Raw genomic sequence first — 21,304 nt, 5'->3', positions numbered from 1 at the left:
GATCGGTCGATTTTTCCTTTGAAAAGCGGTTACGATAAAAACGTTGTTCCTGCGCAAGGTATCAACCGAGTGCATCGTCTTCAATCCATAACATTTCAAAAAGAGGCGGTGATGAGATGACGAGATGCTTACCCATCGAAAGGACAAGGGGGTTGTCTACCGCAACCTTATACATAAAGGGATTTTTGAATGAGAGCGATTCATCCAACCCCAAAGACTCTAAAGATTTTTTCCGTCCTTTCTATGAGCAGCACATCAAACTTAGACGTCGCGGAATTTGGCTCCCCGATGATGTTTATGGATATCTATGGAAATCAGGAGATTTCTGGAAAGTGATCCCTAGAAGCCTCCTAGGCTTCATGTGTGGTTTTTTTGCTGCTCGACTTTTTGTGCCACATCCCATCAGCTTGCCTTTGGGAGCTTGGTTGGCTCTCGAAGAGCTAAAAAAAGCCTACGTGCGTGCAAAAAAAGAAGCAATTGATGGGGCTCCGGATCTGGCCATCCAAATTAAAGATCTGAGTTCAAGGTACGAAAATGTGAGGGTGGTGGCGCATTCTTTGGGTTGTTTGCTCGCCGTCCGTGCTACCGCAAGCCTTCCCTTAAGTGATCGCCCGTCGTCGTTGATTCTTCTTGCGCCTGCTATATGCGAGGATGATGAAAAAGATATCTTGGGAAGGTTGTCCCGGGATCATACATGGCTTTGCCATACAAAAAATGACTGGATCCTCAGGGTATTCTTCTGGCTTGTCTCCTGTAGAAAGAAAGCGCTAGGGGTGATTGGTCCCGAAAGGTATTATCCGAGGTTGACAGCAGTGGATGTGGGTAAGGATTTCAAATTTGGACATTTGGAATACGAAAATCATTTTGCTGATCTAGTCGAAAAAGCAAATCTGTCCATACCGAAATGGCAAGAGGTGACAAGGAAAGTAGATGTAGGGAGGGCAGATCGATCACCGATTATCCGTGGAAAAACTATTCGTAGGCAGTTTTACCCAGCTGGGTGGAGGGAGGCTTTGGATCGAGAACGAGGGGTAATCGCTTTGCAAAGACAAGAAAAAACTATTCGTAGGCAGTTTTATCCAGCCGGGTGGAGGGAGGCTTTGGATCGAGAGCAAGGGGTAAGTATCTTGAAAAGAAAGGAAAGAGATATAGATATCAAGAACCCGGATCGCCCATTGGTTACCCAAGGAAAAACTACTCGTAAGCAGCTTTACCCAGCTGGGTGGAGAGAGACTTTGGATCGAGAAAACCGGGGCGTAAGTATCTCTTTGCGGACAAAAGAGCGATTAGAGTCTCGCATGGAAATACTCGCATCGGTCGAGAAGTTGGCAAACACCCTCAAGCGGGAAATTTCCGATGCTGTCGCTGTGCAGCTGCGTAAAGAAATGTCCGGCATCTATAAAGCGCTGAGCGATATACGGCGCGACATCGACGCCATCTACAGGCAAAGTGCCGAACGAAATCGGTCTTTGGTTTCTGCCGTTTCTCGCAGAGCGCCGAAGCGTCAAACGAGATAAACGACGATGGATAAAGTGAATTGATGTAGTGTCTTAGGATAATCGAGACGCTCGTTCGGCTTACGTGGTTGCTGGTGGGGGTATCTTGCGTCGCATCCGACGGATTAGAAGTGTCTTCAAGAAGCTACCGGCAGTAGGGAAAATTGAATGAAGACCGAGCATCTGAAAGTGCGATTCAAAGCAGGAAGACGCCCTCGCCGTTCAAAAAAGGGTGCTCTGTCGTCAGGAGAGGGTGCGAATCCGGTTTTGATAATGGTAACAAGCGTGACGAAGGAGTGTCTTTGGGCAAATGTGCAATTCAAAGCCTGCAAGTAAGTGTGCTCGGAGGCAAGGATGGCGGAGTTCCCGAGTACACGGATGGTTCATGAGCGGAAAGCGCAGCAGGCACGAAAAACAGGGGTGGTACAGGTGGCGATGGCACAGAGGAAGGTGGGCAGGCAAGAGGAGAAAAGGAAATCTCCGGAGAAAAAGCGGGTGCCGGGGTCGGTGCTTGGCGGTTGCTGCGTTGCTGGGGATCCCTTTTATCGGATGAGGGAGGTATCCCGAGCGACCGGCTTTGGTCGGGAGGTGGCTTTGCGGTTCGAGCGATGTGCCGCTCGAGGGTGACTCGGATCGTCGGGATCTGCTGGCACCTGAAAGCGGGTGTTTAGGGATCGGAGATGGTCTTGGATTCGGGCGGCTCGATGCCGGGGATCCGGAAGGCTCGGTCTGGGTTAGAAAAGCGATTACAATCGCTTGTCGTTGAGTCGGGGCTGGGTGGGCTCCGGTCGCTCGGATCTTCGAAATTGCTCTAGAATTGATATTGCATCGCAACAAAACAATGAACCAGATTTCTCGGCGTTATTTATCGAGAGAGGAAAATATCTCATCTTTGAATGGTTATCGATTCGGTGAAAATGCGATGAATGAAAGACTTACCCTTAGATTTTCTAAATGGATTCATAAGAAAGTTTTGTGATTATTTTGCGGATCGGGTATTGACGCACTGCACAATTTTGGTCCATAATCTCCTTTGTCATCCCTTGGGATGATTCTTCTCTTTCCTCCTCTTATCTTGATGGCGTTTTGCCGGAGCGGGTTCCCCCCGCTCCGGCTTTTTTTTTTCGAGTCTCTCGCAATCCAAGGCAGATCCGCAAGAACCTTGTCGACTCCCCGTCAGTTCTGCGGGCATCAAGCGATTCAGGTCGTTGCATCCCTTCTTCCGTGCTCCTCATGTTCCCCTCGCGGTCCCGGCTTCGGGAAAGACGCAGCCGACGGCGCAGCCCTCTCGTTCGAGCATGGCTTGGGCGGCGATGCGATCCGATTCGTGTTGGTACTGCGGCTCGTCGGTGCGTTCGCTGCGCAGGTCGCCCTCGTTCTCGGCGTCTTTTTTCCAAGCATCGTCTTCGTCCCATCTCCAAGGTAGGTCGAGAATGGTCCCCGGGGTGTCGATGGTGGTCAGCGCCTCCAATGCTGCGAGCATGATATCGCGCTGCAGGCTCGGATCCCCCGCTTTGCCGGTGGTGTGCCCGAGCGGAAAATCAAGGAAGACGGCTCGGGGCGGGTGGACCGCCTCGGTGATGGAGCGGGCGCTCGAAAAGCAAAGGGTCGGGATCCCTCGGGCCTCGATCTCGCGTGCGATCAATCCCACGGACTGATGGCAGACGGGTCAGGCCGGAACCAGCATCACGGCATCGACGGATTCGGCTTGCATGCGATCCGCAAGCGCCGGTGCCAGCGCATCTCTCACCTTGCGGGAGGAATAGATGCCCCCCATGAAGGTGCAGGCGTTGGCGGCGAGCCCTCCGATCACGCCCTCTCGTGCCAGATCGCGCAGTCGGGCGAGGGGGAAGACGACCCCGGGATCGATGCGGGCATCGCCGGTGTCGTAGGCGAAATGCGTGATGCGAAGGTCGTTACCGGCGGTGTTTTCGGGGATCAGTCTGAAACTTGCATCGTCCCGGTGATGGAAGGCGATCTGCCCTTCGAGGTAGATCCCGCCCGATGCGATCAATCCGATGCGCGCCTCGGGGAGCGCTTTGGAAAAGGGCGAAAAGGGTGGCGGGTCTTCGTTATGCACCCAGCGATAAGGGGGGTAGCCCAAGGCATCGTATCGTTCCTTGGTGCGGCGGATGTAATCGACCGGTTTCGATCCGGATGGGCGCGTTGTCGATGAGGGGTCTTTCATCGGGAGATCTCCGTAGGTGGCGAAGGCGGTGGTCGGGATTGTCCCTTTTGCCGATGAGGGTGCGAATCTTTCGGGGCATGGAACGAGGGATCTTAGGCGTCGAGGCCGTCTCGCCTGCTATCGAGGCGATCCGAGCCATGTTCGCATTGTCTTGCTAGAAGCCAAGGTGCCTTGCCGCTTATTCGGCTTTTATCGGATGATTCGGATGGTGGGCAATGGCGGCGAGTGGCGGTGGATTCATGGCGTCATCGCATCGTGGACTCGAGCGGCGGATGCCGAGGATCGGATCAGGCGGGTATCGTCGGTAGACGATTCATGCCGATCTCCTTCGAAGATATCCCTTGGATTCATGGGATCGATGAAGCATCGTTGTCTCTTTCGGTACGATCGTCTTGCCCGCTCGAATTTTTCATTATAGTTATCGTGTGCAAAATGGGTATGATTGACATCGCCTCGATCGTATTCCCGCCAATCATCGATCTTCGGATGCACGCTTCGAAGATCGCTCATCGAAAAGATGCCAACCAATGAAGACCATAAAACCATGCAACAGCTGACCGGCTTTAGGGTTCTGATCGCGAGCATTTTGATATGGGCGCTGGCGGTGTGGGTTTTCGGTGATCCCCCGAAAGAGCCGATCCACGAAGAGGGGACATCGGAGCCCGATATTGCCATCGCCGACGCATCGACCACCGAGCCCTCCTTGCCTGAGTCTTCGGTGGGGGAATCCGAAGACTCTCGAATCCCCGAGCCCGTATCCCAGCCTGAGCCAGAACCCGAACCCGAACCCGAACCTCGGCCCGAACCGAGCGCCGAAGCCTCGGTGGAGTCGATGTCCGCCTCCGGCTCGTCGCAAGAGACGATGGCGCCCGCTTTGCCTTCCACCTCGTCGGCGCAAGGTGCAAGCGAGGATGTGGCATCGATCCCGCCGCCCTCTCGTGCGCCTGCGCCTTCCGGCGAGATGCACGCAGGGGTTCATGTCGATCCCCCCGAGGCGGGCAATTTCGGGGATCGACCGGCACCGGATGGTTTCGATCCCCCGCCGATGCAACGATCGCGTTCGTTTTTCCCCCCGCCTCGAATGCCGCGAACGGACACTCATCGGACTCATCCCGCTTGGCCCCCCTCGTGGCCGCAATGGCCGCGCCCGCCATCGGTGGTGGCGATGGACTTCGATCTGTCGATGGAAGCCGCTCGCAAGGCGGCATGGGAAGGGCGATTGTCCGATGCCCTTGCGCACTATCGCGTGGCGGCCGATATCGATCCCGAAAGCCACGTGGTTTGGGGCGAGATGGGCAATGTTCTGTGGCGGATGCAGCAGTGGGCGCAGGCGGCCTACGCTTTGGAAGGGGCCGCCATCTTGCTCGTCGACGAGGGAGAGTTCCGAGCCGCATTGGAATTGATGCCCGCGGTGGAGAGCATCGATCAGGATGCGGCGCATCGGATTCGCTACCATCTTTGGGCGGTCTTTTCCGAATGGGCGGGCCCGCGGCCGGAGCCTATCCCGCATTGGCATTACTGATTTGGCCAAGGCTTGGGTTCGAAGAGTAGGTCAAGGGCGGTGCGTCTATACCCACGCGGGTAGGTTTCTGAGGATCCATCAAGGCCCTCGAGCGCATCGAGGGTCTTGCCATCGGCACCGAGCGATCATGGCGATCCGGTCGTCGTGCCGCCGGACTCGATCCGCTTCGACCCTCGGGGGAAATCCATTCCCCTTTGGCAGCGCCTTCGGATCGAAGCCTGATGGAGTTCGCCGAAAATCGATGGGTGCGGATCATCTCGGACGTTTCCGTTGCCCAGAATTCGAATGGACAGGCAAGGCCCGAGGCCAAGGATCGACGTGGCGGTCAAAACCTGCGGGAGCATCGCGCGGATGAGCAGTGACCATCATCACCATCACCATCATCACGATTCGGGATCGCACGACGAGCCCCGCCTTTGCGATACGGAACTTCGGGTGCGGGCCTTGGAATCCTTGCTCGTCGAGAAGGGTTTGGTGGATCCGGCGGCGCTCGATGCGATCATCGAGAACTACGAGACCCGGGTCGGGCCGCGCAACGGGGCGAGGGTGGTCGCAAAGGCTTGGACCGACCCGCAATACCGACAGCGGTTGCTCGAAGATGCCACCTCGGCCATCGCGGAGCTCGGTTTCCAAGGGCGCCAAGGCGAGCATACGCAGGTGGTGGTCAATGACGAGCGGGTGCATAACCTCGTGGTCTGCACCCTTTGTTCCTGCTATCCGTGGCCCACGCTCGGTTTGCCCCCGACTTGGTATAAATCGGCCCCTTATCGCGCCCGCGCGGTATCCGATCCTCGAGGGGTGCTGAAGGAATTCGGATTGCGGATCCCAGATGAGGTCGAAATCCGGGTTTGGGACAGCACCGCGGAGATGCGCTACCTCGTTTTGCCGCGTCGTCCGGCCGGTACCGAGGATCTCGACGAGGAGGCGCTGGCGGCGCTGGTCACCCGCGATGCGATGATCGGGGTGGGGATCGTCGAATCCCCGAATCCCCCCGAAGCCGCAAGGCGAGGCCAAGGAGATGGACGATGAACGGTGCCCACGACTTGGGAGGCATGCACGGATTCGGCCCGATCGATCCCGATCCAAACGAGCCGATCTTCGCCCATGAGTGGGAGCGCCGATGCTTCGCCATCACCCTCGCCGCCGCGTTTACCAAGCGTTGGAATCTCGATATGTCGCGCCATGCCCGGGAGCGGATGAAGCCCGATGAATACCTGAGCACCGGCTACTACGAACACTGGCTGCACGGATTGGAGACCTTGTTGGTCGAAAGCGGATTGATAAGTGTGCAGGAGATCGAGGCTCGAATGCGAGGGGATCTTTCGCGCGCATCGCCGGTGCCCGATGCCCCGGCGGCGATGAATGCCGATCAGGTGCTCGCCGCCTTCGCGCAAGGGTCTTCCGTTTCCGTGCCGACCGAGCGATCGCCGCGTTTTCGTTTGGGCGATCGGGTGCGCGCCCGCAACCACCACCCGATCGGGCACACCCGCTTGCCGCGCTACGCCCGCGGTCGTTGCGGCATCGTACGCGAATGCCGAGGGGCGCATATCTTTGCCGATACCAATGCGCAGGGCTTGGGAAAGGGCGAGGGCGAACACCTCTACAACGTGGAGTTCACGGCCGAGGAGTTATGGGGCGAAGGGGCCGTTGCCCGCGATGTCGTTCGTCTCGATCTTTGGGAGCCTCACCTTGAGTCCGTTTGAGCCCGAACCCCCCGCGATATCGGCGATCGAGCCGTCGAATCCGATGGCGTCGGCGATTGCCGATCTTGAATCCTTGCCCGCGATTCCCCGCGATGACGATGGTCCGCTATTCCAAGCGCCATGGGAGGCCCAAGCCTTTGCGATGGTCGTGGCTTTGCACGAACGCGGGGTTTTTACATGGCAGCGGTGGGCCGATGCCCTCGCCCGCGAGATCGCATCCGCCGACGGCTCATCGAAGCCAAAAGGCTATTACGAACACTGGCTTGCGGCCTTGGAGGGGCTTCTTGCCGAGGTGGAGTTGATATCTTTCGAGCAGCGAGAAGCTAGGCGCTCGCAATGGGAGGCGGCGGCGATCGCCTCCCCTCACGGCGAGCCGATCCGTTTGCTCGATGATTTGAAAAAGCGATAAAGCGTCTTTTCAGCTCCGGCATCGACGCCCCTTATCCTTCAATCGCCTTCCCCTTCTTCTCTCGCCGTTTTCGATCGCTCGTCGATTTCGGTAGCGAGGATTCGGCGATTTTTTCCGCACCGTCGATGCCTTTACCCTTTGTGGCAAGCGAGGGCGCAGTACTTGCAGCCATCGACCTTCGAGTAATACCTCCTTGCGATGGCGACGGCTTTATGGCAGTCGATGCATTGGCCGAGGGATACCAAGTTCTCCGGTGCGGGGAAGCAACGACATGGATCGGAGCCGTTATGAATCTCGTGTTCACCGTTTTCTTGGGGTTTTTTGTTCACGAAGTATTCGCCGGGACCGGACATGGCGCATCTCCTTGAGTAGTTATGTTGAATTTGAAAAACTTTTTTCATATAAGCATAAAATAAATGTTTAGTCAATAAAAACCGCCGGCGGACCGATGGGAACAAGAAACGACTGTCGGATCGATGCCATTTGGCGTCTTGTGGCCCGAGGGATGTGGAATGAGACCGCATCGAGCGAGGGCCAAGGCGAGTCGAAAGCCCGACGAGATTCCTCGATCCCATATTGAGCCCGGTGAAAAAAGATGAGGGGATGTGTCATCGGCGAGGGACATCGGTTGGAGCCTTGGATTGGAGTCTTGGTATCTTAGGCATCGTCTCGTCGATGCCGTCGAGGATCGGCCTTCGGTGAGAGCGGTGGCGAAAACGGTGGAATATCGATGACACTTGGGCGTATCGTTTGTTGGATATTGGCGGGTATCCTTGCGGCGCCGACCTTCTTTGCTTCGATCATCGCCATGTTCTGGATCGATGGAAAGATATGGGGAGGGAGCGGTGGCCGAGAGTCGATGGAAAGGCCGAAGGAGGCATCGTTCGCCAAGATGCACGCAGTGCAGGTGAAAAGGGAATATGCCTTCATCCGACAAGGGCTCATCGACTTCATCGATGTCCCGGATGGCCATAGAGACGAGGCGGAAGAGGCCTTCATCCGGCGAGTGACGATCGACGCCATCAACGCTCGAAAGGCGCAAAGGGGGGATGCGAGGGAAAGCTTCCTCCGGCACAAGCCGATCGACTACGGGATCACTTCGGCGCAAAGGGAAGCCGAATATGCCGTCATCGAGCGGGAGCTCATCGATATCTTGGGTGTTAGCCGAGATCGGCAGGATGCGGCGAAAGAGGCCTTCGTCCGAAAAGCGTTGATCAAGGCCATCGAATCTTTGCGGGCGCAGTAGAAGCGTAATCGTCGGCGCAAGAAGCAAGGTTCAAGATATATCGTTCATCACCGCCCGGCCCATCCGCCGGACTCATCATCGGGGTTTGAGCGAAAAGGTCAAAGGGTTTTTCGATCGCTCGATAGCGCCAATCCGATGTGCACATCGATCTCCTTGGAAATCGAGGCTCCCATGAGGGTGCGAAAAAGACTACGCCGGGTGCGAAAGAAAAATGTCGAGGAAAAGAGGCGCTCGATCGAGGTGTTCGTTATCGATCGACATATCGATTGACCCGTCGATGGGCATGCTGACGAAAGAGGGTCGTTTTCGAAGGAATATATCCATATCGGAATAGAAAAAATCGATGATCACCCTCCCATCGGGCGTATTGAAACGAATATGCGCCTGATTAGAATGATGCGAATATCCCCGTGATTTTCCAATCAGGAGGTCGATGAACGCCATGAAAAAGCACGACACTCCCATGCTGGATCAGCTCGAACAAGGACCATGGCCGAGTTTCATCTCCGGCATCAAACGCCTGCGGGACGATCATGAAGAGGGCCGAATCAATGCAATGGCCAATGATCTCCTGGGTCAGCTCGAGCACTCCTACGAGACCCGGCGCGGCTATTGGAAAGGCGGAACGGTCAGCGTCTACGGCTATGGCGGGGGCATCATTCCCCGTTTTTCCGAGGTCGGCGATCAATATCCCAAATCGCGCGAATTCCATACCCTGCGCGTACAACCTCCGGCGGGCAATCACTACACCACCGATATCTTGCGCAAACTCGCCGATTCGTGGGAAAAATGGGGTTCGGGGCTGGTGACCTTTCATGGTCAGACCGGCAATATCATGTTTATCGGCGCCGATACCGAAAACACCCAGCATTTCTTCGACGAGATCAACGATTACGGATTCGACTTGGGAGGGGCGGGCCCTTGCGTGCGCACCGCGCAATCCTGCGTGGGGGCGGCTCGCTGCGAACAATCCTGTTGTAACGAGCACGCCATCCATCGTTCCTTGGTCAATAACTTCGTCGACGATGTCCATCGTCCGGCGTTGCCTTATAAATTCAAATTCAAGGTCTCGGGCTGTCCGAACGATTGCATGAATTCGATCGAGCGGGCGGATTTCGCGGTGATCGGCACGTGGCGGGACGATATGAAGGTCGATCAGGCTGAGGTGAAGGCCTATATCGAGCGCAAGGGACGTAAATATCTCATCGACAACGTGATCACCCGCTGCCCGACCAATGCCCTGTCCTTGGCCGATGACGATAGCCTCGAGGTCGATAACCGCAACTGCGTGCGCTGCATGCACTGCCTGAACGTGATGCCGAAATGCCTTTCCCCGGGGGATGAAAAGGGGGTGTCCATTCTGATCGGGGGCAAGCGCACCCTCAAGATCGGCGATCTTTTCGGCACCGTGATCGTGCCTTTCATGAGGCTCGAAACCAAAGAGGATTACGCCCGCATCGTGGAGATCGCCGAGGAGACGATCGATTTCTTCGCCGAGAACGCCCTCGAGCACGAACGCACCGGGGAGATGATCGAGCGTATCGGGTTGGTCAACTTCCTCGAAGGGATCGGCTTGGAGCCGGATCCCAACATGATCGCTCATCCGCGCGAGAGTTCTTATGTGCGCACCGATGATTGGGACGAGGAGGCGGCGAAGTGGTTCGATCGCCGTCAGACTGCCGCAAAGACCAAGGATGCGTCGCCGAAGGGCGAGAAGGCATCCGATCAATCGGCGGCTTAGAGTCGTCGGAGCCGGATCGAGGTCGATATCGATATCGGTATCGATTGAAAACGAAATCTCGGATTTCGGTATCGCATCTTGCCGCTCCCGACGATAGAGAATCGACGAGAAGGCCTTGAAACAAGGGCCCGAAAAACACGCATAAAGAGGGAAGATCGAAGATGGCGCAAAAACATCGCATGCCGATCGAATCCGGCTGCCCCGACGGATTTCAGTACATGCACCCGACGATGGTGCGCAATTTCGGGCAGTGGAAATACCACACCCACCCTCGCCCCGGAGTGCTTTGTCATGTCGCCGAGAGCGGCGACGAGGTCTGGACGGTGCGGGTCGGCACCCAGCGTATTCTGGATGTTTTCACGCTGCGAAAACTTTGCGATTTAGGTGATCGCTATGCAGATGGCCATGTTCGCTTCACCATTCGCAGCAATATCGAATATATGGTCGATCGGCAAGAGAAGGTCGATCCTTTGATCGAAGCCTTGGAAGCCGAGGGTTTCGTCGTCGGCGGCACTCAAAATACCGTCGCCTTCATTTCCCATACCCAAGGCTGGCTCCACTGCGATATCCCGGGCACCGACGCCTCCGGCGTCGTCAAGGCCATGATGGACGAGCTGATCGACGAGTTTCGCAATGCCGAAATGCCCAATCGGGTGCATATCACCACCTCCTGCTGCCAGATCAACTGCGGCGGTCAGGGGGATATCGCGATCAATATCCAGCATACGAAGCCGCCGAAGATCAATCACGACTTGGTGGCGAATATCTGCGAGCGCCCTTCGGTGGTGGCGCGTTGTCCGGTCGCCGCCATCCGTCCGGCAATGGTCAACGGCAAGCCCTCTTTGGAAGTCGACGAGAAGAAATGTATATGTTGCGGAGCCTGCTATCCCCCTTGCACTCCGATGCAGATCAATGATCCCGAGCACTCGAAACTCGCGATATGGGTGGGGGGCAATCATTCCAACGCTCGCAGCAAGCCCTCGTTTCAGAAGTTGGTCGCGGCCGGAATTCCGAACAATCCCCCCAGATGGCCGGAGGCGACGGCGGTCGTCAAAAATATCCTGCGCGCCTATAAAGAGGACGCTCGCGATTGGGAGCGGATCAACGATTGGATCGATCGTATCGGCTGGCCGCGCTTTTTCGAGTTGACCGAGTTGCCGTTCACGAAATTCCATATCGATAACTGGCGGGGCTCGCGCAAGAGCCTCAACGCCTCGGCGCACCTGAGATTTTGACGATTCGTATCGATCAAGCGGATGCCAAGAACGATGAAAATCGGATTGCTGGTCAACGAGGGCCCTTACCAACATCAGGCGGCGGATAGCGCCTATCGCTTCGCCTGCGCCGCCCTTGCCAAGGGGCATGAGATTTTTCGCGTGTTCTTCTATCACGACGGGGTCAACAACGGCACTCGTTTGATGACCCCGCCCCAAGACGATCGGCATATTCAGCAAAGATGGAGTGAATTGGCCAGGACTCACGGTGTGGATCTCGTGCTGTGCGTGGCCGCCGCCCAAAGACGCGGTATATGCGATCCCGACGAGGCCAAAAGAAACGCCAAGGATGCCGACAACATCGCCCCGGGATTTCGGATTTCCGGGCTCGGTCAGTTGGTGGAAGCCGCGATCGAATGCGATCGGCTGGTCACTTTCGGCGATTGACGCAGCGAAGGGCGAGACAAGGGACGAGATGGGGATCGATGGCCGGGCAATGCAAAAAAATCATGTACCTCCATCGGCGCGCTCCTTATGGAACGGTCTATGCGCAGGAGGGATTGGAGGTGGTGCTGATCGGGGCCGCCTTCGATCAGGATGTGTGCATGGCGTTCGTCGATGACGGGGTCTATCAGCTCAAAGCGGGCCAGGATACATCCGCCGTCGGGATGAAGAATTTCTCGCCCGCTTGGCGGGCGCTGGGCGATTACGACGTCACCCGGCTCTATGTCGAGCGCGAATCCTTGGATGAGCGGGGCCTTCGAGAAGAGGACTTGATGCCGCTTCGATACGAGGATGAAAACGATGATTGGGCGGAAAAATCATCCATCGTGATCGTGGATCGCAAGGAGATCGGGCGGCTCATCGACGCCCAGGACGTGGTATTCAATTTCTAGCCCATCCAAACCCCCGAGGATTCACCCCCCGCCCCCGTCCGCCGCTTGGTCGCAATGAAACGAGAACACCCTCGATGCCCGTATTGCATACCGTCAATAAATCGCCCTTCGAGAAGAACGCTCTCGATAGTTGCCTGTCCCATGCGCTCGATGGCAGCACGTTGTTGTTGATCGAAGACGGGGTCTATGCCGCGATGCGGGCGAGTTCGATCGAGCCTCGCATTCGCAGGGCATTGAAGCGCCTTCGAATTCATGTCTTGGAAAACGATTGCCGAGCGCGCGGGATATCCGAAGATGCCCTGATCGAGGGAGTGGGCTCGGTGGACGATGCCGGATTTGTCGACTTGGTCGTGGAGCACGATAATGTACAGGCATGGCTTTGAGTGCTCGGGCTCGATCTCGGCATGGGTTTCGAAGGTCGATCTCCCATTTTGAAATCGAGCCGCCCGGCGCAACTGCGCAACCACGAACGTAAGGAGAAGGAAATCATGGCGTTGGAAGTCAATGGCAAGACCTTGGATACCGACGAGGAGGGTTATCTCTCGAATCTTGGCGATTGGGTTCCGGAGGTGGCGCAGGCGATGGCGGATGCCGACGAATGCGAGCTGACGGACAATCACTGGGAGGTGATCAACTTTCTTCGCGAGTACTACGAGGAATATCAAATCGCCCCCGCGGTGCGCGTGCTGACCAAGGCGATCGGCAAAAAACTCGGACAGGACAAGGGCAATAGCCGATACCTCTATCAGCTCTATCCTTATGGTCCGGCCAAACAGGCTTGCCGCTATGCCGGATTGCCCAAGCCTACGGGCTGCGTCTAAATAAAGCGGGCGTCGATCCTCGTGATCGGATCCTCTTTTTTTGGAACCTCGCTTGCGGGATCGACATCCTCGCAGCGCCGCCCTTCGGGAACGTTTGGCTCGGGATTGCCCGCTGTGGACATGTCGATGAGAAGCATGAGGGCCGACGATGCGATTGACCGCGTCATCGCATCGTCGTTCGCAATCCGGTGCGAGCCATGGCAAGCGCTCGATATTCGATGTCGGGGCGAAGACGAACCAAGCCGTCGATCGCTTTCGATGCAAGGCCCCTAAGGGATCAGCGAGTATCCGATGCTCGTCCTGCCCTCGATCATCGCCATCGCTTTTTATCTTGCGGCACTGATTTTGGTGGTGGGAGTGGCGGGAAAGATCCTGCAGTACGCCCGCACCCCGGCGCCGCTCAAAATCCCGACCACCCCCGCCCCCACCACCCGCTCGGGGACGATCTTGCGGCTCGCTCGAGAAGTCGTTTATTTCGAAAGCCTGTTCAAGGCCTCGAAGTGGACTTGGCTTTTCGGGTGGATTTTTCATGCCGCTTTGGTAGTCGCCCTCATCGGGCATCTTCGGTATTTCACCGAGCCTGCTTGGTGGCCTGCGGCCCTCGTTCAAGGGATCGCACTATGGGTCGGGTTGGCGATGCTCGTCGGGCTCGGCGGATTATGGGCGCGCCGCATATTCGTGGATCGGGTGCGTTATATATCGGCGCCGTCGGATCACTTGATGCTCGCATTGCTGGTGATCATCGCCGGTAGCGGGGTTTTTATGCGCTTGTTTTTGCCGACCGATATCGTCGAACTCAAGATCTTCACCTTGGGGCTCGTTCGTTTCGATTGGCAGACCATCCCTGTCGATGCGATCCTCTTGCTGCATATCGTCTCGGCGCTGGCGCTGATGGCGATATTTCCGTTCAGCAAACTCCTCCATGTCCCCGGGCTCTTTTTCAGCCCCACCCGCAATCAAGCGGACGATCCCCGAGAGCGTCGCCATCTACCGAGATGGACCCCGATCGAGGATCGATCGGCGAGCGCTTCGATGCCCGATGTACCCGCCGAGCCTTCGAAGGACTCTCGATGAGCAAGGAAAAGGCATTCGAGGCTCCTCCGATCCCGCCCGCGCCGCAGATTCCGGCGCTTGTCGAAGGGGCGATGAGCCATAGCCGTCCCTTTGTGGCCGAGCCCGAACATCAACGAGCCTTGGGTTTCCCCGGGGAGTTGGTCGATGACTGGCACGATCGGGCGATCGAAAAAATGGGGGATCTGCTGCATCGATATCGAGGATTTCGCGTCTTTCTCGATGCTTGCGTCAAATGCGGGGCGTGTACCGATAAATGCCATTATTTTTTGGGCACCGGGGATCCGAAAAACATGCCGGTCGGCAGACAGGATCTGCTGCGCAAGGTCTATCGACGTCATTTCACCTTGGCGGGCAAGTTTTTTCCGAAGCTGGTCGGGGCCGCCGACTTGAGCGAGGAGATGCTCGACGATTGGTATCGATACTTTCACCAATGCTCCCAATGTCGACGTTGTTCGGTATTTTGTCCTTACGGCATCGATACCGCGGAGGTCTCGATGGCCGGGCGGGAGATCCTCGCAAGCATCGGCATGGGGCAAAAATACAGCAATGAAATCATCGGCAAGGTGCACAGGATCGGAAATAACTTAGGGCTTCCGCAGCCTGCGCTTGCCCATACCCTCGAGGGCTTGGAGGAGGATATCGAAGAGGAGACCGGAGTTCGGGTCCGACTGCCTTTGGATCAAGCGGATTCCGATATTTTATTGGTGACGCCGTCGGCGGATTTCTTCGCCGAGCCCCATGTCGATGGCTTGATCGGCTATGCCAAGGTCTTTCACCAAGCGGGGCTCAGGTGGACTTTGAGCACCAAGGCCTCGGAGGCTGCGAACTTCGGTCTTTTCATCGGTAGCTACGAAAATATGCGCAAGGTCGCTTTGCGTATCCGGGATGCGGCCTTGGATCTGGGCGCTCGTCGAATCGTCTTCGGAGAATGCGGCCATGCTTGGCGGGTGGCCTATAACTTTCTCGATACCCTCGCCGGCCCTTTGGATTTCCTCGATCCGAAGTATCCGGCGCCGCAGCATATCGTCGAAGTCACCCACGATCTGATTTCCCGCGGGGCTTTGCGCCTCGATCCGTCCGCCAACGACGAGCGCCGGGTCACCTTCCATGATTCATGCAATATCGCGCGGGCCTCGAGGATGGGGGAGGTGGCGGGCGGTCAGTTCGCTTTGCCCCGAGATGTCCTGCGATCGGTCTGCAATCATGTTTTCGAGATGGACCCCGATGCCACCGGCGAACGAACATTTTGTTGTGGAGGCGGGGGCGGGTTGTTGACCGACGATCTCGTCGAACTGCGGGTCAAGGGCTCTTTGCCTCGCATGCAGGCATTCAAAGAAATCGTCCGGCGTCATCGCGTTTCCCATCTCGTGGCGATCTGCGCGATTTGCAAGAGCCAGTTTTCGAAAGTCCTGCCCTTTTACGGGTTCACGATGGATCAGGTGCTCAGTCTTCATCAGCTGGTGGGCGATGCGATCGTGCTGGGCGAGCGTTGAAATCGCTTCGCACTTTTCACAGGGCACCGAAACATCGGGCACCGAAACCCTTCCGACATCCTTTTCGAAACCCTTTCAGAGATTGAAACGAAATGGCGACTCCTTGGAGCAAGACCTACCGGGAAGACAACCACACCTTCCGTAAATTCAAGGAGGGTGAGCATCGATGGTCGAATTGGGAATCGAATATCTTCGATGCCGATCATTCCCATAAATGCCCGACTTATGTGCAGCGCACGCCGCCGTGCCAGGGCAGTTGTCCCTCGGGCGAGGATATCAGGGGCTGGTTGCAGATCGTCCGCGGGCTGGAAAAACCGCCCCAAGGGATGAGCTGGCAGGAATACGCTTTCCGACGGCTCAGCGAGGCCAACCCCTTTCCGTCGCAGATGGGTCGGGTCTGTCCGGCTCCTTGCGAGGATGGCTGCAATCGCAACGAGGTGGAGGATTTCGTCGGCATCAATGCCGTGGAGCAGTACATCGGCGATACCGCGATCGGCTGTGATTTTTCCTTTCCCGTTCCCGAGACCGAAAGCGGGAAAGGGATCGCGATCATCGGCGGCGGCCCGGCGGGATTGACCGCCGCCTACCAGCTTCGTCGCCGAGGGCATCGCTGCACGATCCACGACGATCACGAAGCCTTGGGGGGCATGATGCGCTACGGCATCCCCGGCTATCGCACCCCCCGTCGCTTCCTCGATCACGAGATCGATCGCATCCTCGCCTTGGGCGGGATCGAGACCCGGCTGAATGTGCGGGTAGGAAAGGATATGCGCGTTGCGGATCTCGAGCGCGAATACGATGCCGTGCTGTGGACCATCGGCTGTCAAAGCGGTCGGCCCTTGCCGGTTCCCGGCGGAGACGCTCCGAACTGCGTCAGCGGCGTGAAGTTCTTGGAGGCTTTCAACGACGGTCGACTCAAGTTCACGGCGGAGAAGGTCGTATGCATCGGCGGCGGCGATACCTCGATCGATGTCGTTTCCGTCGCCCGACGTTTGGGTCGCATCAAGCGCACCAATCCCAAGGATCGGCCGGAGATGGCGGTGCACGGATTCGTCGCTCACGACGCCGCGATGGCCGCGGTACGAACCGGGGCCGATGTCACCTTGACTTCCTTGTTGGGACGCCAAGAGATGACCGCGGCGGAAAACGAAGTCGAGGATGCGATGCAAGAGGGGGTGAGGATCTTCGACGGGGTGATGCCCTTGGAGGTGATCCTCGGCGAGGACGGCAGAGCCCGCAGCCTTCGAATGGCCAAGTGCGATCTGATCGACGGTCGCCCGGTGATGCGTAAAGGGACGGAATTCGATATCGAGGCGGATTTGGTGGTCAGCGCGATCGGCCAGGGCGGCAATCTCGAGGGATTGGAGGAATTCGATAACGGACGCGGCCTGATCGATGCCGACGCCTTCTATCGCGTGCCCGATCGCGAGGGGCATTTCGTGGCCGGCGACATCATTCGCCCCCATTTGCTGACCACCGCGATCGGTCAGGCCTCGGTCGCGGCGAGTTGTATCGATCGATATCTATCCGGGGGGGATCAGAGGAAGCGGCCGAGGGTGGATGTGCACCATTTCAGTTTGCTGGAAAAACTGCGCGAGCAACACTTGGAGCCCGAGGAATACGAGCGCCGTCAAGAATGGGGCACCTGCTTTTCGAACTATGCGATCCATAACTACGAGGATCGATCGGCCCATGAAATCGTTCCCGCCGAGGAGCTTTTTCTCGGGCATTTCACCTACACCCCCCGTCATCGGCGGGCCGAGCGAGTGCCCCAAGGAGACGCCGTACTCGGCCATTTCGAGGAGCGCATCGTTCCCTTGGACGAGGATCGAGCGGTGGCCGAGGCGGGTCGCTGCATGAGCTGCGGACTTTGTTTCGAATGCGATAACTGTGTCATCTACTGCCCCCAGGATGCGGTCTTTCGGGTCAAGAAAAACCAGGGAACCACCGGGCGTTATGTCGATACCGACTATGCCCGATGTATCGGCTGCCATATCTGCGCCGATGTCTGTCCGAGCGGCTATATCGATATGGGGATGGGCGAGTAGTTCGGCGCCCGAAGCGTCTCGATACGAGATCGTCGAAGTTCGATCGCGATGGAAAAAGAAAATCACGGGGGTCGAAAAGCCCGACTTTTTCTTTCTCTTGCGCCTTGGGTCGCTCTCGGGATGCTGCTTGCAGTGCTGTCGGTGGCGGGATTGCCGATCCTCTCCGCCAAGGGCGTATCCGAAGAGCGGGTATCCGAGGAGCGAGGCGAGATGATTTTGCCCGTCTCGCCGACGCCATCGGGACGAAGCGCCGGATCGGCTTTGTCGGATCGAGTGCCGCGGCCGCAGCTGATCGAAGCGGGTTTGGGGGAGCATTGCGTCGAGCCGATCCCCGTCATTCGTCGGCGGCATCCGCAACTGCTCGAGCATCAACGGGATCGCACCGTCTATCTGGGCATTCGCCGAGAGCGCCATAGCCTTGCCGGATGCATCGATTGCCATGCGGCGCGCGATGACCGAGGGCAATGGATCCGGATCGACGCCCCGGGTCAGTTTTGCGAGAGCTGCCACGCTTATGTGGCGGTGGAGCCGGATTGCTTCGGTTGCCACTCGGCGTTGCCCGAGGTGGCTTTCGAGGAGGAGGGGGGCGATGAGGGGCGAGAACGACCTTCCGGCACCGGGGGATAAGGAGGAGTCTTTCGGCTCCTCGGGGGCAGGACTCGGTGGCGATTCCGAAAGTGGTGAGGCCTTCGAGGCCTTGTTCGCCAAGCGAGAATCCGCCGACCCATCGACTCCGGCCACCGAGGCCAGAAGGCATTTCCTGATACGGATCGGGGCGTTGGCGGCGGTTTCGGGTATCGGCGGCTTTGCCATCTCCCGGGCGATCGCCGACGAGCGTTCATCGGGCGAGCCGGTCGGCGCGAAGATTCGCTACGGTCTTTTCGTGGATGCGGATCGGTGCGCAAGGGGCTGCGATGCTTGCGTTCGCGCTTGCAACGAAGAGCATGGATTGGAGCCCGAACACGGTATCGCCACCGACCCGCAATGGATCCGCAAGGTCACCTTGCTCGATCGCCGCAGCGGTCGGATCAGCACCTTGCCGTTGATGTGCCAGCATTGCGAGGAGCCGCCTTGCGTGGATGTTTGCCCCACGGGAGCATCGTTCAAACGCGCCGACGGGATCGTGCTGGTGGATAAACATATCTGCATCGGCTGTCGCTATTGCGTGATGGCATGTCCTTTCCAGGCGCGATCCTTCGTGCACGAGGAGGTCACCGATCCCAAGCCTTGGTCCCCCAGAGGCAAGGGCACGGTGGAATCATGCAATTTCTGCGTGCACCGCTTGGATGCGTCCAAGGAAAGCGAGGGATCGGCGAGTCGGGCGCGCCCCGCTTGCGTCGAGGCCTGCGACACGAGGGGATATCGGGCATTGGTCTTCGGCGATCTGAACGATCCGCTAGACCCGGTGGCGAGAGCCATCGCCGAGAGGGGCGGCCAGGGGTTGCGCCCCGATCTCGCCCTCGATACCAAGGTTCTCTATCGCGGAGTGTGAGAGGCGACGGCGAAGATCGAGGACAAAGCATGCGCACCATCGATTTGCCCATCGAAGACCGATCGATCGAGGACCTGCCGGCGCGCCCGCATCGTTCGCTTGCGCGGCGATGTCGCCCGACTCGAAACGCTCGCCAAGCGCCCCATCGAATGAAGATCCGGCCGGAGGATCGATAGCAAGATGGGCTCGCACGAGATCTCTTATGCCGAATACCGCACGATCGGACGCGGCAGCGGGCCCTTCATCGCGTTGATCGTCGCTTTGCTGCTCGTCATCGTCGCCGGCCTTGCAGCGGCGCATACGATGGACAGCGAAGGCCACCATATCACCGGCATGAACAATCGCATCGTTTGGGGGCTACCCCATGTCTTCGCGATTTTCCTGATCGTCGCCGCCTCCGGCGCCCTCAACATCGCATCGCTTTCTTCCGTCTTCAAGCGCAAGCGATATACCCCCTTGGCGCGGCTCTCGGCGGTGATGGCGATCGCCCTGCTGGCGGGAGGGTTGATGGTGTTGGTGCTCGATCTCGGACGACCGGACCGACTGATCATCGCCCTGACGCATTACAACCCCGTATCCGTTTTCGCTTGGAATGTCATGCTCTACAGCGTTTTCATCACCGTGAGCGGAATCTATTTGGGGGTGTTGCTCGCCCCGGATGCCGGCGATCCGAAAAGGGCGAGATGGGTCAGCGGGATCGGCATCGTCGCCTTGTCGTGGCGCCTGGCGTTGACCACCGGCACCGGTTGCATCTTCGGTTTTTTGGTCGCCCGTCAAGCCTACGATGCGGCGATCATGGCCCCCTTGTTCGTGGCGATGTCGCTTTCTTCGGGCATGGCGGTATTCATCTTGGTGCTTTGTGCGACGGCGTATTGGGCGAAGCGGCCGCAACCGGGAGCGGCCTTCGATGCAACGCTCGGACAGTTGGCGCGCTTGCAGGGGATCTTCGTGGCGCTGACCTCGTATTTCGTGATCGTGCGCCACCTGACCAATCTCTATGCCGCCGAGCACGGTGAGATAGAGCGCTTTTTGCTGATCGACGGAGGGCTGCATCCGGCGATTTTCTGGATCGGACAGATCCTGCTCGGGACCTTGACGCCGCTTGCCTTGCTGCTGGGCATTCCATGGTTGATCGCAAAGCCGCCATCGGCGAAGAGGATCGTCCTGGCGGCGGGTGCGGTCGTTATCGGAGGTTTTGCTTGGCTTCATGGCATCGTCATCGGCGGTCAGGCGGCGCCCCTCGAGATTTTTCCCGGCAAGGAGATCATCGAGGGCGATTTGATCGACGGCAACCCCGTGGGCTATTCCCCCACCCTCCCGGAATTCTTGCTGGGACTCGGCGGGGTGGCGTCGGCCTTGCTGATCATCGTGATCGCCCTTCGATTGCTGCGCATCTTGCCGAAGTCCCTTTCGGGGGATGCCGATGAGACGGATGCCGTACCGAAGGTATCCGAAGCCTCGGGCAGCGGGCTATGAAGTGCAAATCCCCGAGCGCGAGATATGCCCGACGATGACCGGTCTTTATTTTTCCGCGGCTTGCAAGTCCTCCGGCAAGACCATCGTCTCCGTCGGGGTCGCCGCCGCCTTGCGCTTGTCGGGGACGCTCGTGCAGCCCTTCAAGAAAGGACCTGACTATATCGATCCGATGTGGCTCGGCGCGGCCTCGGGAAGGCCTTGTCGCAACCTCGATTTCCATACCATGAGTCCGGCGGAGATCCGCTTCGAATGGCAACGACACCGCTCGCAGCCACCGGGTCTTCGTCTGATCGAGGGCACCAAGGGTTTGCACGACGGAGTGTCGATCGACGGCCACGACAGCAATGCGGCGCTGGCCAAGCTCCTCGAAGTCTCGGTGACGCTCGTGATCGATACCCGGGGGATCACGCGCGGCATCGCCCCGTTGTTGTTGGGCTATCGAGCGTTCGATCCGGAGATCGAACTGGCGGGGGGGATCCTCAATC

21 protein-coding genes and 1 pseudogene are annotated in these 21,304 nt (G+C 58.1%); 19 read left to right on the top strand and 3 right to left on the bottom strand.

Features of this window, described 5'->3' with window-relative positions:
• Positions 1-152: 152 nt before the first annotated feature.
• Complete coding sequence (locus BF99_RS0104735) at positions 153-1,517, top strand: alpha/beta hydrolase (protein WP_025769970.1); 1,365 nt, start codon at positions 153-155, stop codon at positions 1,515-1,517.
• A 1,210-nt stretch (positions 1,518-2,727) separates the two neighbouring features.
• Here BF99_RS0104735 and BF99_RS22380 read toward each other — a convergent pair.
• Both BF99_RS22380 and BF99_RS0104720 read right to left on the bottom strand, forming a co-directional pair.
• The gene (locus BF99_RS22380) at positions 2,728-3,147 is read right to left on the bottom strand and encodes a hypothetical protein (protein WP_025769968.1); all 420 of its coding nucleotides are present in this window, start codon (positions 3,145-3,147) and stop codon (positions 2,728-2,730) included.
• A gap of 18 nt (positions 3,148-3,165) precedes the next feature.
• Positions 3,166-3,684: a glycine/sarcosine/betaine reductase selenoprotein B family protein gene (locus BF99_RS0104720; RefSeq protein WP_025769967.1), complete on the bottom strand. Its 519-nt coding sequence runs from the start codon at positions 3,682-3,684 to the stop codon at positions 3,166-3,168.
• 517 nt (positions 3,685-4,201) lie between these two features.
• Between BF99_RS0104720 and BF99_RS0104705 the strand changes: the two genes are divergently transcribed.
• The 4 genes from BF99_RS0104705 to BF99_RS0104680 all read left to right on the top strand — a co-directional run bounded on the left by BF99_RS0104705 (position 4,202) and on the right by BF99_RS0104680 (position 7,318).
• Positions 4,202-5,206: a tetratricopeptide repeat protein gene (locus BF99_RS0104705; RefSeq protein WP_156013164.1), complete on the top strand. Its 1,005-nt coding sequence runs from the start codon at positions 4,202-4,204 to the stop codon at positions 5,204-5,206.
• 351 nt (positions 5,207-5,557) lie between these two features.
• On the top strand, positions 5,558-6,235 hold the full coding sequence (nthA, locus tag BF99_RS0104690) for a nitrile hydratase subunit alpha (RefSeq protein WP_025769964.1): 678 nt from the start codon (positions 5,558-5,560) through the stop codon (positions 6,233-6,235).
• Positions 6,232-6,909 (top strand): nitrile hydratase subunit beta, encoded by a 678-nt coding sequence (gene nthB / locus BF99_RS0104685; protein ID WP_025769963.1) that lies wholly within the window; start codon positions 6,232-6,234, stop codon positions 6,907-6,909. The genes nthA and nthB overlap by 4 nt, the downstream gene beginning before the upstream one ends.
• Positions 6,910-6,952: 43 nt before the next feature.
• Positions 6,953-7,318, top strand: coding sequence for a nitrile hydratase accessory protein (locus tag BF99_RS0104680; protein WP_025769962.1), 366 nt, complete (start codon positions 6,953-6,955; stop codon positions 7,316-7,318).
• Between the two features lie 131 nt (positions 7,319-7,449).
• On the opposite strand, the gene BF99_RS0104675 is transcribed toward BF99_RS0104680, so the two are convergent.
• Entirely contained in the window at positions 7,450-7,671 is a 222-nt protein-coding gene (locus BF99_RS0104675; protein WP_025769961.1) for a hypothetical protein, read from the bottom strand.
• 377 nt (positions 7,672-8,048) lie between these two features.
• Here BF99_RS0104675 and BF99_RS0104665 point away from each other — a divergent pair, with 377 nt between their 5' ends.
• The 14 genes and pseudogenes from BF99_RS0104665 to BF99_RS20210 all read left to right on the top strand — a co-directional run.
• The gene (locus BF99_RS0104665; protein ID WP_156013163.1) at positions 8,049-8,564 is read left to right on the top strand and encodes a hypothetical protein; all 516 of its coding nucleotides are present in this window, start codon (positions 8,049-8,051) and stop codon (positions 8,562-8,564) included.
• A 433-nt stretch (positions 8,565-8,997) separates the two neighbouring features.
• Entirely contained in the window at positions 8,998-10,305 is a 1,308-nt protein-coding gene (dsrA, locus tag BF99_RS0104655; RefSeq protein ID WP_051482784.1) for a dissimilatory-type sulfite reductase subunit alpha, read from the top strand.
• A 161-nt stretch (positions 10,306-10,466) separates the two neighbouring features.
• Entirely contained in the window at positions 10,467-11,540 is a 1,074-nt protein-coding gene (gene dsrB, locus BF99_RS0104645; RefSeq protein ID WP_025769956.1) for a dissimilatory-type sulfite reductase subunit beta, read from the top strand.
• A gap of 33 nt (positions 11,541-11,573) precedes the next feature.
• On the top strand, positions 11,574-11,966 hold the full coding sequence (tusD, locus tag BF99_RS0104640; RefSeq protein WP_025769955.1) for a sulfurtransferase complex subunit TusD: 393 nt from the start codon (positions 11,574-11,576) through the stop codon (positions 11,964-11,966).
• Between the two features lie 38 nt (positions 11,967-12,004).
• A complete protein-coding gene (gene tusC / locus BF99_RS0104635; RefSeq protein WP_025769954.1) occupies positions 12,005-12,415 on the top strand; it encodes a sulfurtransferase complex subunit TusC in 411 nt (136 codons plus the stop codon).
• Between the two features lie 74 nt (positions 12,416-12,489).
• The gene (tusB, locus tag BF99_RS0104630; protein WP_025769953.1) at positions 12,490-12,798 is read left to right on the top strand and encodes a sulfurtransferase complex subunit TusB; all 309 of its coding nucleotides are present in this window, start codon (positions 12,490-12,492) and stop codon (positions 12,796-12,798) included.
• A gap of 105 nt (positions 12,799-12,903) precedes the next feature.
• A complete protein-coding gene (locus BF99_RS0104625; RefSeq protein WP_025769952.1) occupies positions 12,904-13,236 on the top strand; it encodes a TusE/DsrC/DsvC family sulfur relay protein in 333 nt (110 codons plus the stop codon).
• A 291-nt stretch (positions 13,237-13,527) separates the two neighbouring features.
• Entirely contained in the window at positions 13,528-14,310 is a 783-nt protein-coding gene (locus BF99_RS0104610; protein ID WP_025769951.1) for a respiratory nitrate reductase subunit gamma, read from the top strand.
• The gene (gene dsrK / locus BF99_RS0104605) at positions 14,307-15,803 is read left to right on the top strand and encodes a sulfate reduction electron transfer complex DsrMKJOP subunit DsrK (protein ID WP_025769950.1); all 1,497 of its coding nucleotides are present in this window, start codon (positions 14,307-14,309) and stop codon (positions 15,801-15,803) included. The genes BF99_RS0104610 and dsrK overlap by 4 nt, the downstream gene beginning before the upstream one ends.
• A 92-nt stretch (positions 15,804-15,895) precedes the next feature.
• On the top strand, positions 15,896-17,851 hold the full coding sequence (locus tag BF99_RS0104600; RefSeq protein ID WP_025769949.1) for an NAD(P)-binding protein: 1,956 nt from the start codon (positions 15,896-15,898) through the stop codon (positions 17,849-17,851).
• 48 nt (positions 17,852-17,899) lie between these two features.
• A complete protein-coding gene (locus tag BF99_RS22780) occupies positions 17,900-18,478 on the top strand; it encodes a hypothetical protein (protein ID WP_025769948.1) in 579 nt (192 codons plus the stop codon).
• The gene (gene dsrO, locus BF99_RS0104590) at positions 18,441-19,343 is read left to right on the top strand and encodes a sulfate reduction electron transfer complex DsrMKJOP subunit DsrO (protein WP_025769947.1); all 903 of its coding nucleotides are present in this window, start codon (positions 18,441-18,443) and stop codon (positions 19,341-19,343) included. The genes BF99_RS22780 and dsrO overlap by 38 nt, the downstream gene beginning before the upstream one ends.
• A 180-nt stretch (positions 19,344-19,523) precedes the next feature.
• Positions 19,524-20,819 carry an NrfD/PsrC family molybdoenzyme membrane anchor subunit gene (gene nrfD / locus BF99_RS0104580; RefSeq protein WP_051482783.1) on the top strand — a complete coding sequence of 432 codons (1,296 nt, stop codon included), beginning with the start codon at positions 19,524-19,526 and terminating at the stop codon, positions 20,817-20,819.
• Positions 20,776-21,304, top strand: a pseudogene (locus BF99_RS20210) (hypothetical protein); the annotation flags it as partial. The gene nrfD and the pseudogene BF99_RS20210, both read left to right, overlap by 44 nt.

The organism is Thioalkalivibrio sp. HK1 (genome assembly GCA_000583135.1).
Lineage (GTDB): Bacteria > Pseudomonadota > Gammaproteobacteria > HK1 > HK1 > HK1.
Note: the sequence above shows the minus strand (reverse complement) of the source record. Positions and strands in the feature narration are given on the sequence as shown.

Bases quoted from the DNA above. Each gene is read 5' to 3' on its own strand.
- BF99_RS0104720 (WP_025769967.1), bottom strand. From the start codon at position 3,684: ATGAAAGACCCCTCATCGACAACGCGCCCATCCGGATCGAAACCGGTC.
- BF99_RS0104705 (WP_156013164.1), top strand. From the start codon at position 4,202: ATGCCAACCAATGAAGACCATAAAACCATGCAACAGCTGACCGGCTTT.
- nthA (WP_025769964.1), top strand. From the start codon at position 5,558: ATGAGCAGTGACCATCATCACCATCACCATCATCACGATTCGGGATCG.
- nthB (WP_025769963.1), top strand. From the start codon at position 6,232: ATGAACGGTGCCCACGACTTGGGAGGCATGCACGGATTCGGCCCGATC.
- BF99_RS0104680 (WP_025769962.1), top strand. From the start codon at position 6,953: ATGGCGTCGGCGATTGCCGATCTTGAATCCTTGCCCGCGATTCCCCGC.
- BF99_RS0104675 (WP_025769961.1), bottom strand. From the start codon at position 7,671: ATGTCCGGTCCCGGCGAATACTTCGTGAACAAAAAACCCCAAGAAAAC.
- BF99_RS0104665 (WP_156013163.1), top strand. From the start codon at position 8,049: ATGACACTTGGGCGTATCGTTTGTTGGATATTGGCGGGTATCCTTGCG.
- dsrA (WP_051482784.1), top strand. From the start codon at position 8,998: ATGAACGCCATGAAAAAGCACGACACTCCCATGCTGGATCAGCTCGAA.
- dsrB (WP_025769956.1), top strand. From the start codon at position 10,467: ATGGCGCAAAAACATCGCATGCCGATCGAATCCGGCTGCCCCGACGGA.
- tusD (WP_025769955.1), top strand. From the start codon at position 11,574: ATGAAAATCGGATTGCTGGTCAACGAGGGCCCTTACCAACATCAGGCG.
- tusC (WP_025769954.1), top strand. From the start codon at position 12,005: ATGGCCGGGCAATGCAAAAAAATCATGTACCTCCATCGGCGCGCTCCT.
- tusB (WP_025769953.1), top strand. From the start codon at position 12,490: ATGCCCGTATTGCATACCGTCAATAAATCGCCCTTCGAGAAGAACGCT.
- BF99_RS0104625 (WP_025769952.1), top strand. From the start codon at position 12,904: ATGGCGTTGGAAGTCAATGGCAAGACCTTGGATACCGACGAGGAGGGT.
- BF99_RS0104610 (WP_025769951.1), top strand. From the start codon at position 13,528: ATGCTCGTCCTGCCCTCGATCATCGCCATCGCTTTTTATCTTGCGGCA.
- dsrK (WP_025769950.1), top strand. From the start codon at position 14,307: ATGAGCAAGGAAAAGGCATTCGAGGCTCCTCCGATCCCGCCCGCGCCG.
- BF99_RS0104600 (WP_025769949.1), top strand. From the start codon at position 15,896: ATGGCGACTCCTTGGAGCAAGACCTACCGGGAAGACAACCACACCTTC.
- BF99_RS22780 (WP_025769948.1), top strand. From the start codon at position 17,900: ATGGAAAAAGAAAATCACGGGGGTCGAAAAGCCCGACTTTTTCTTTCT.
- dsrO (WP_025769947.1), top strand. From the start codon at position 18,441: ATGAGGGGCGAGAACGACCTTCCGGCACCGGGGGATAAGGAGGAGTCT.
- nrfD (WP_051482783.1), top strand. From the start codon at position 19,524: ATGGGCTCGCACGAGATCTCTTATGCCGAATACCGCACGATCGGACGC.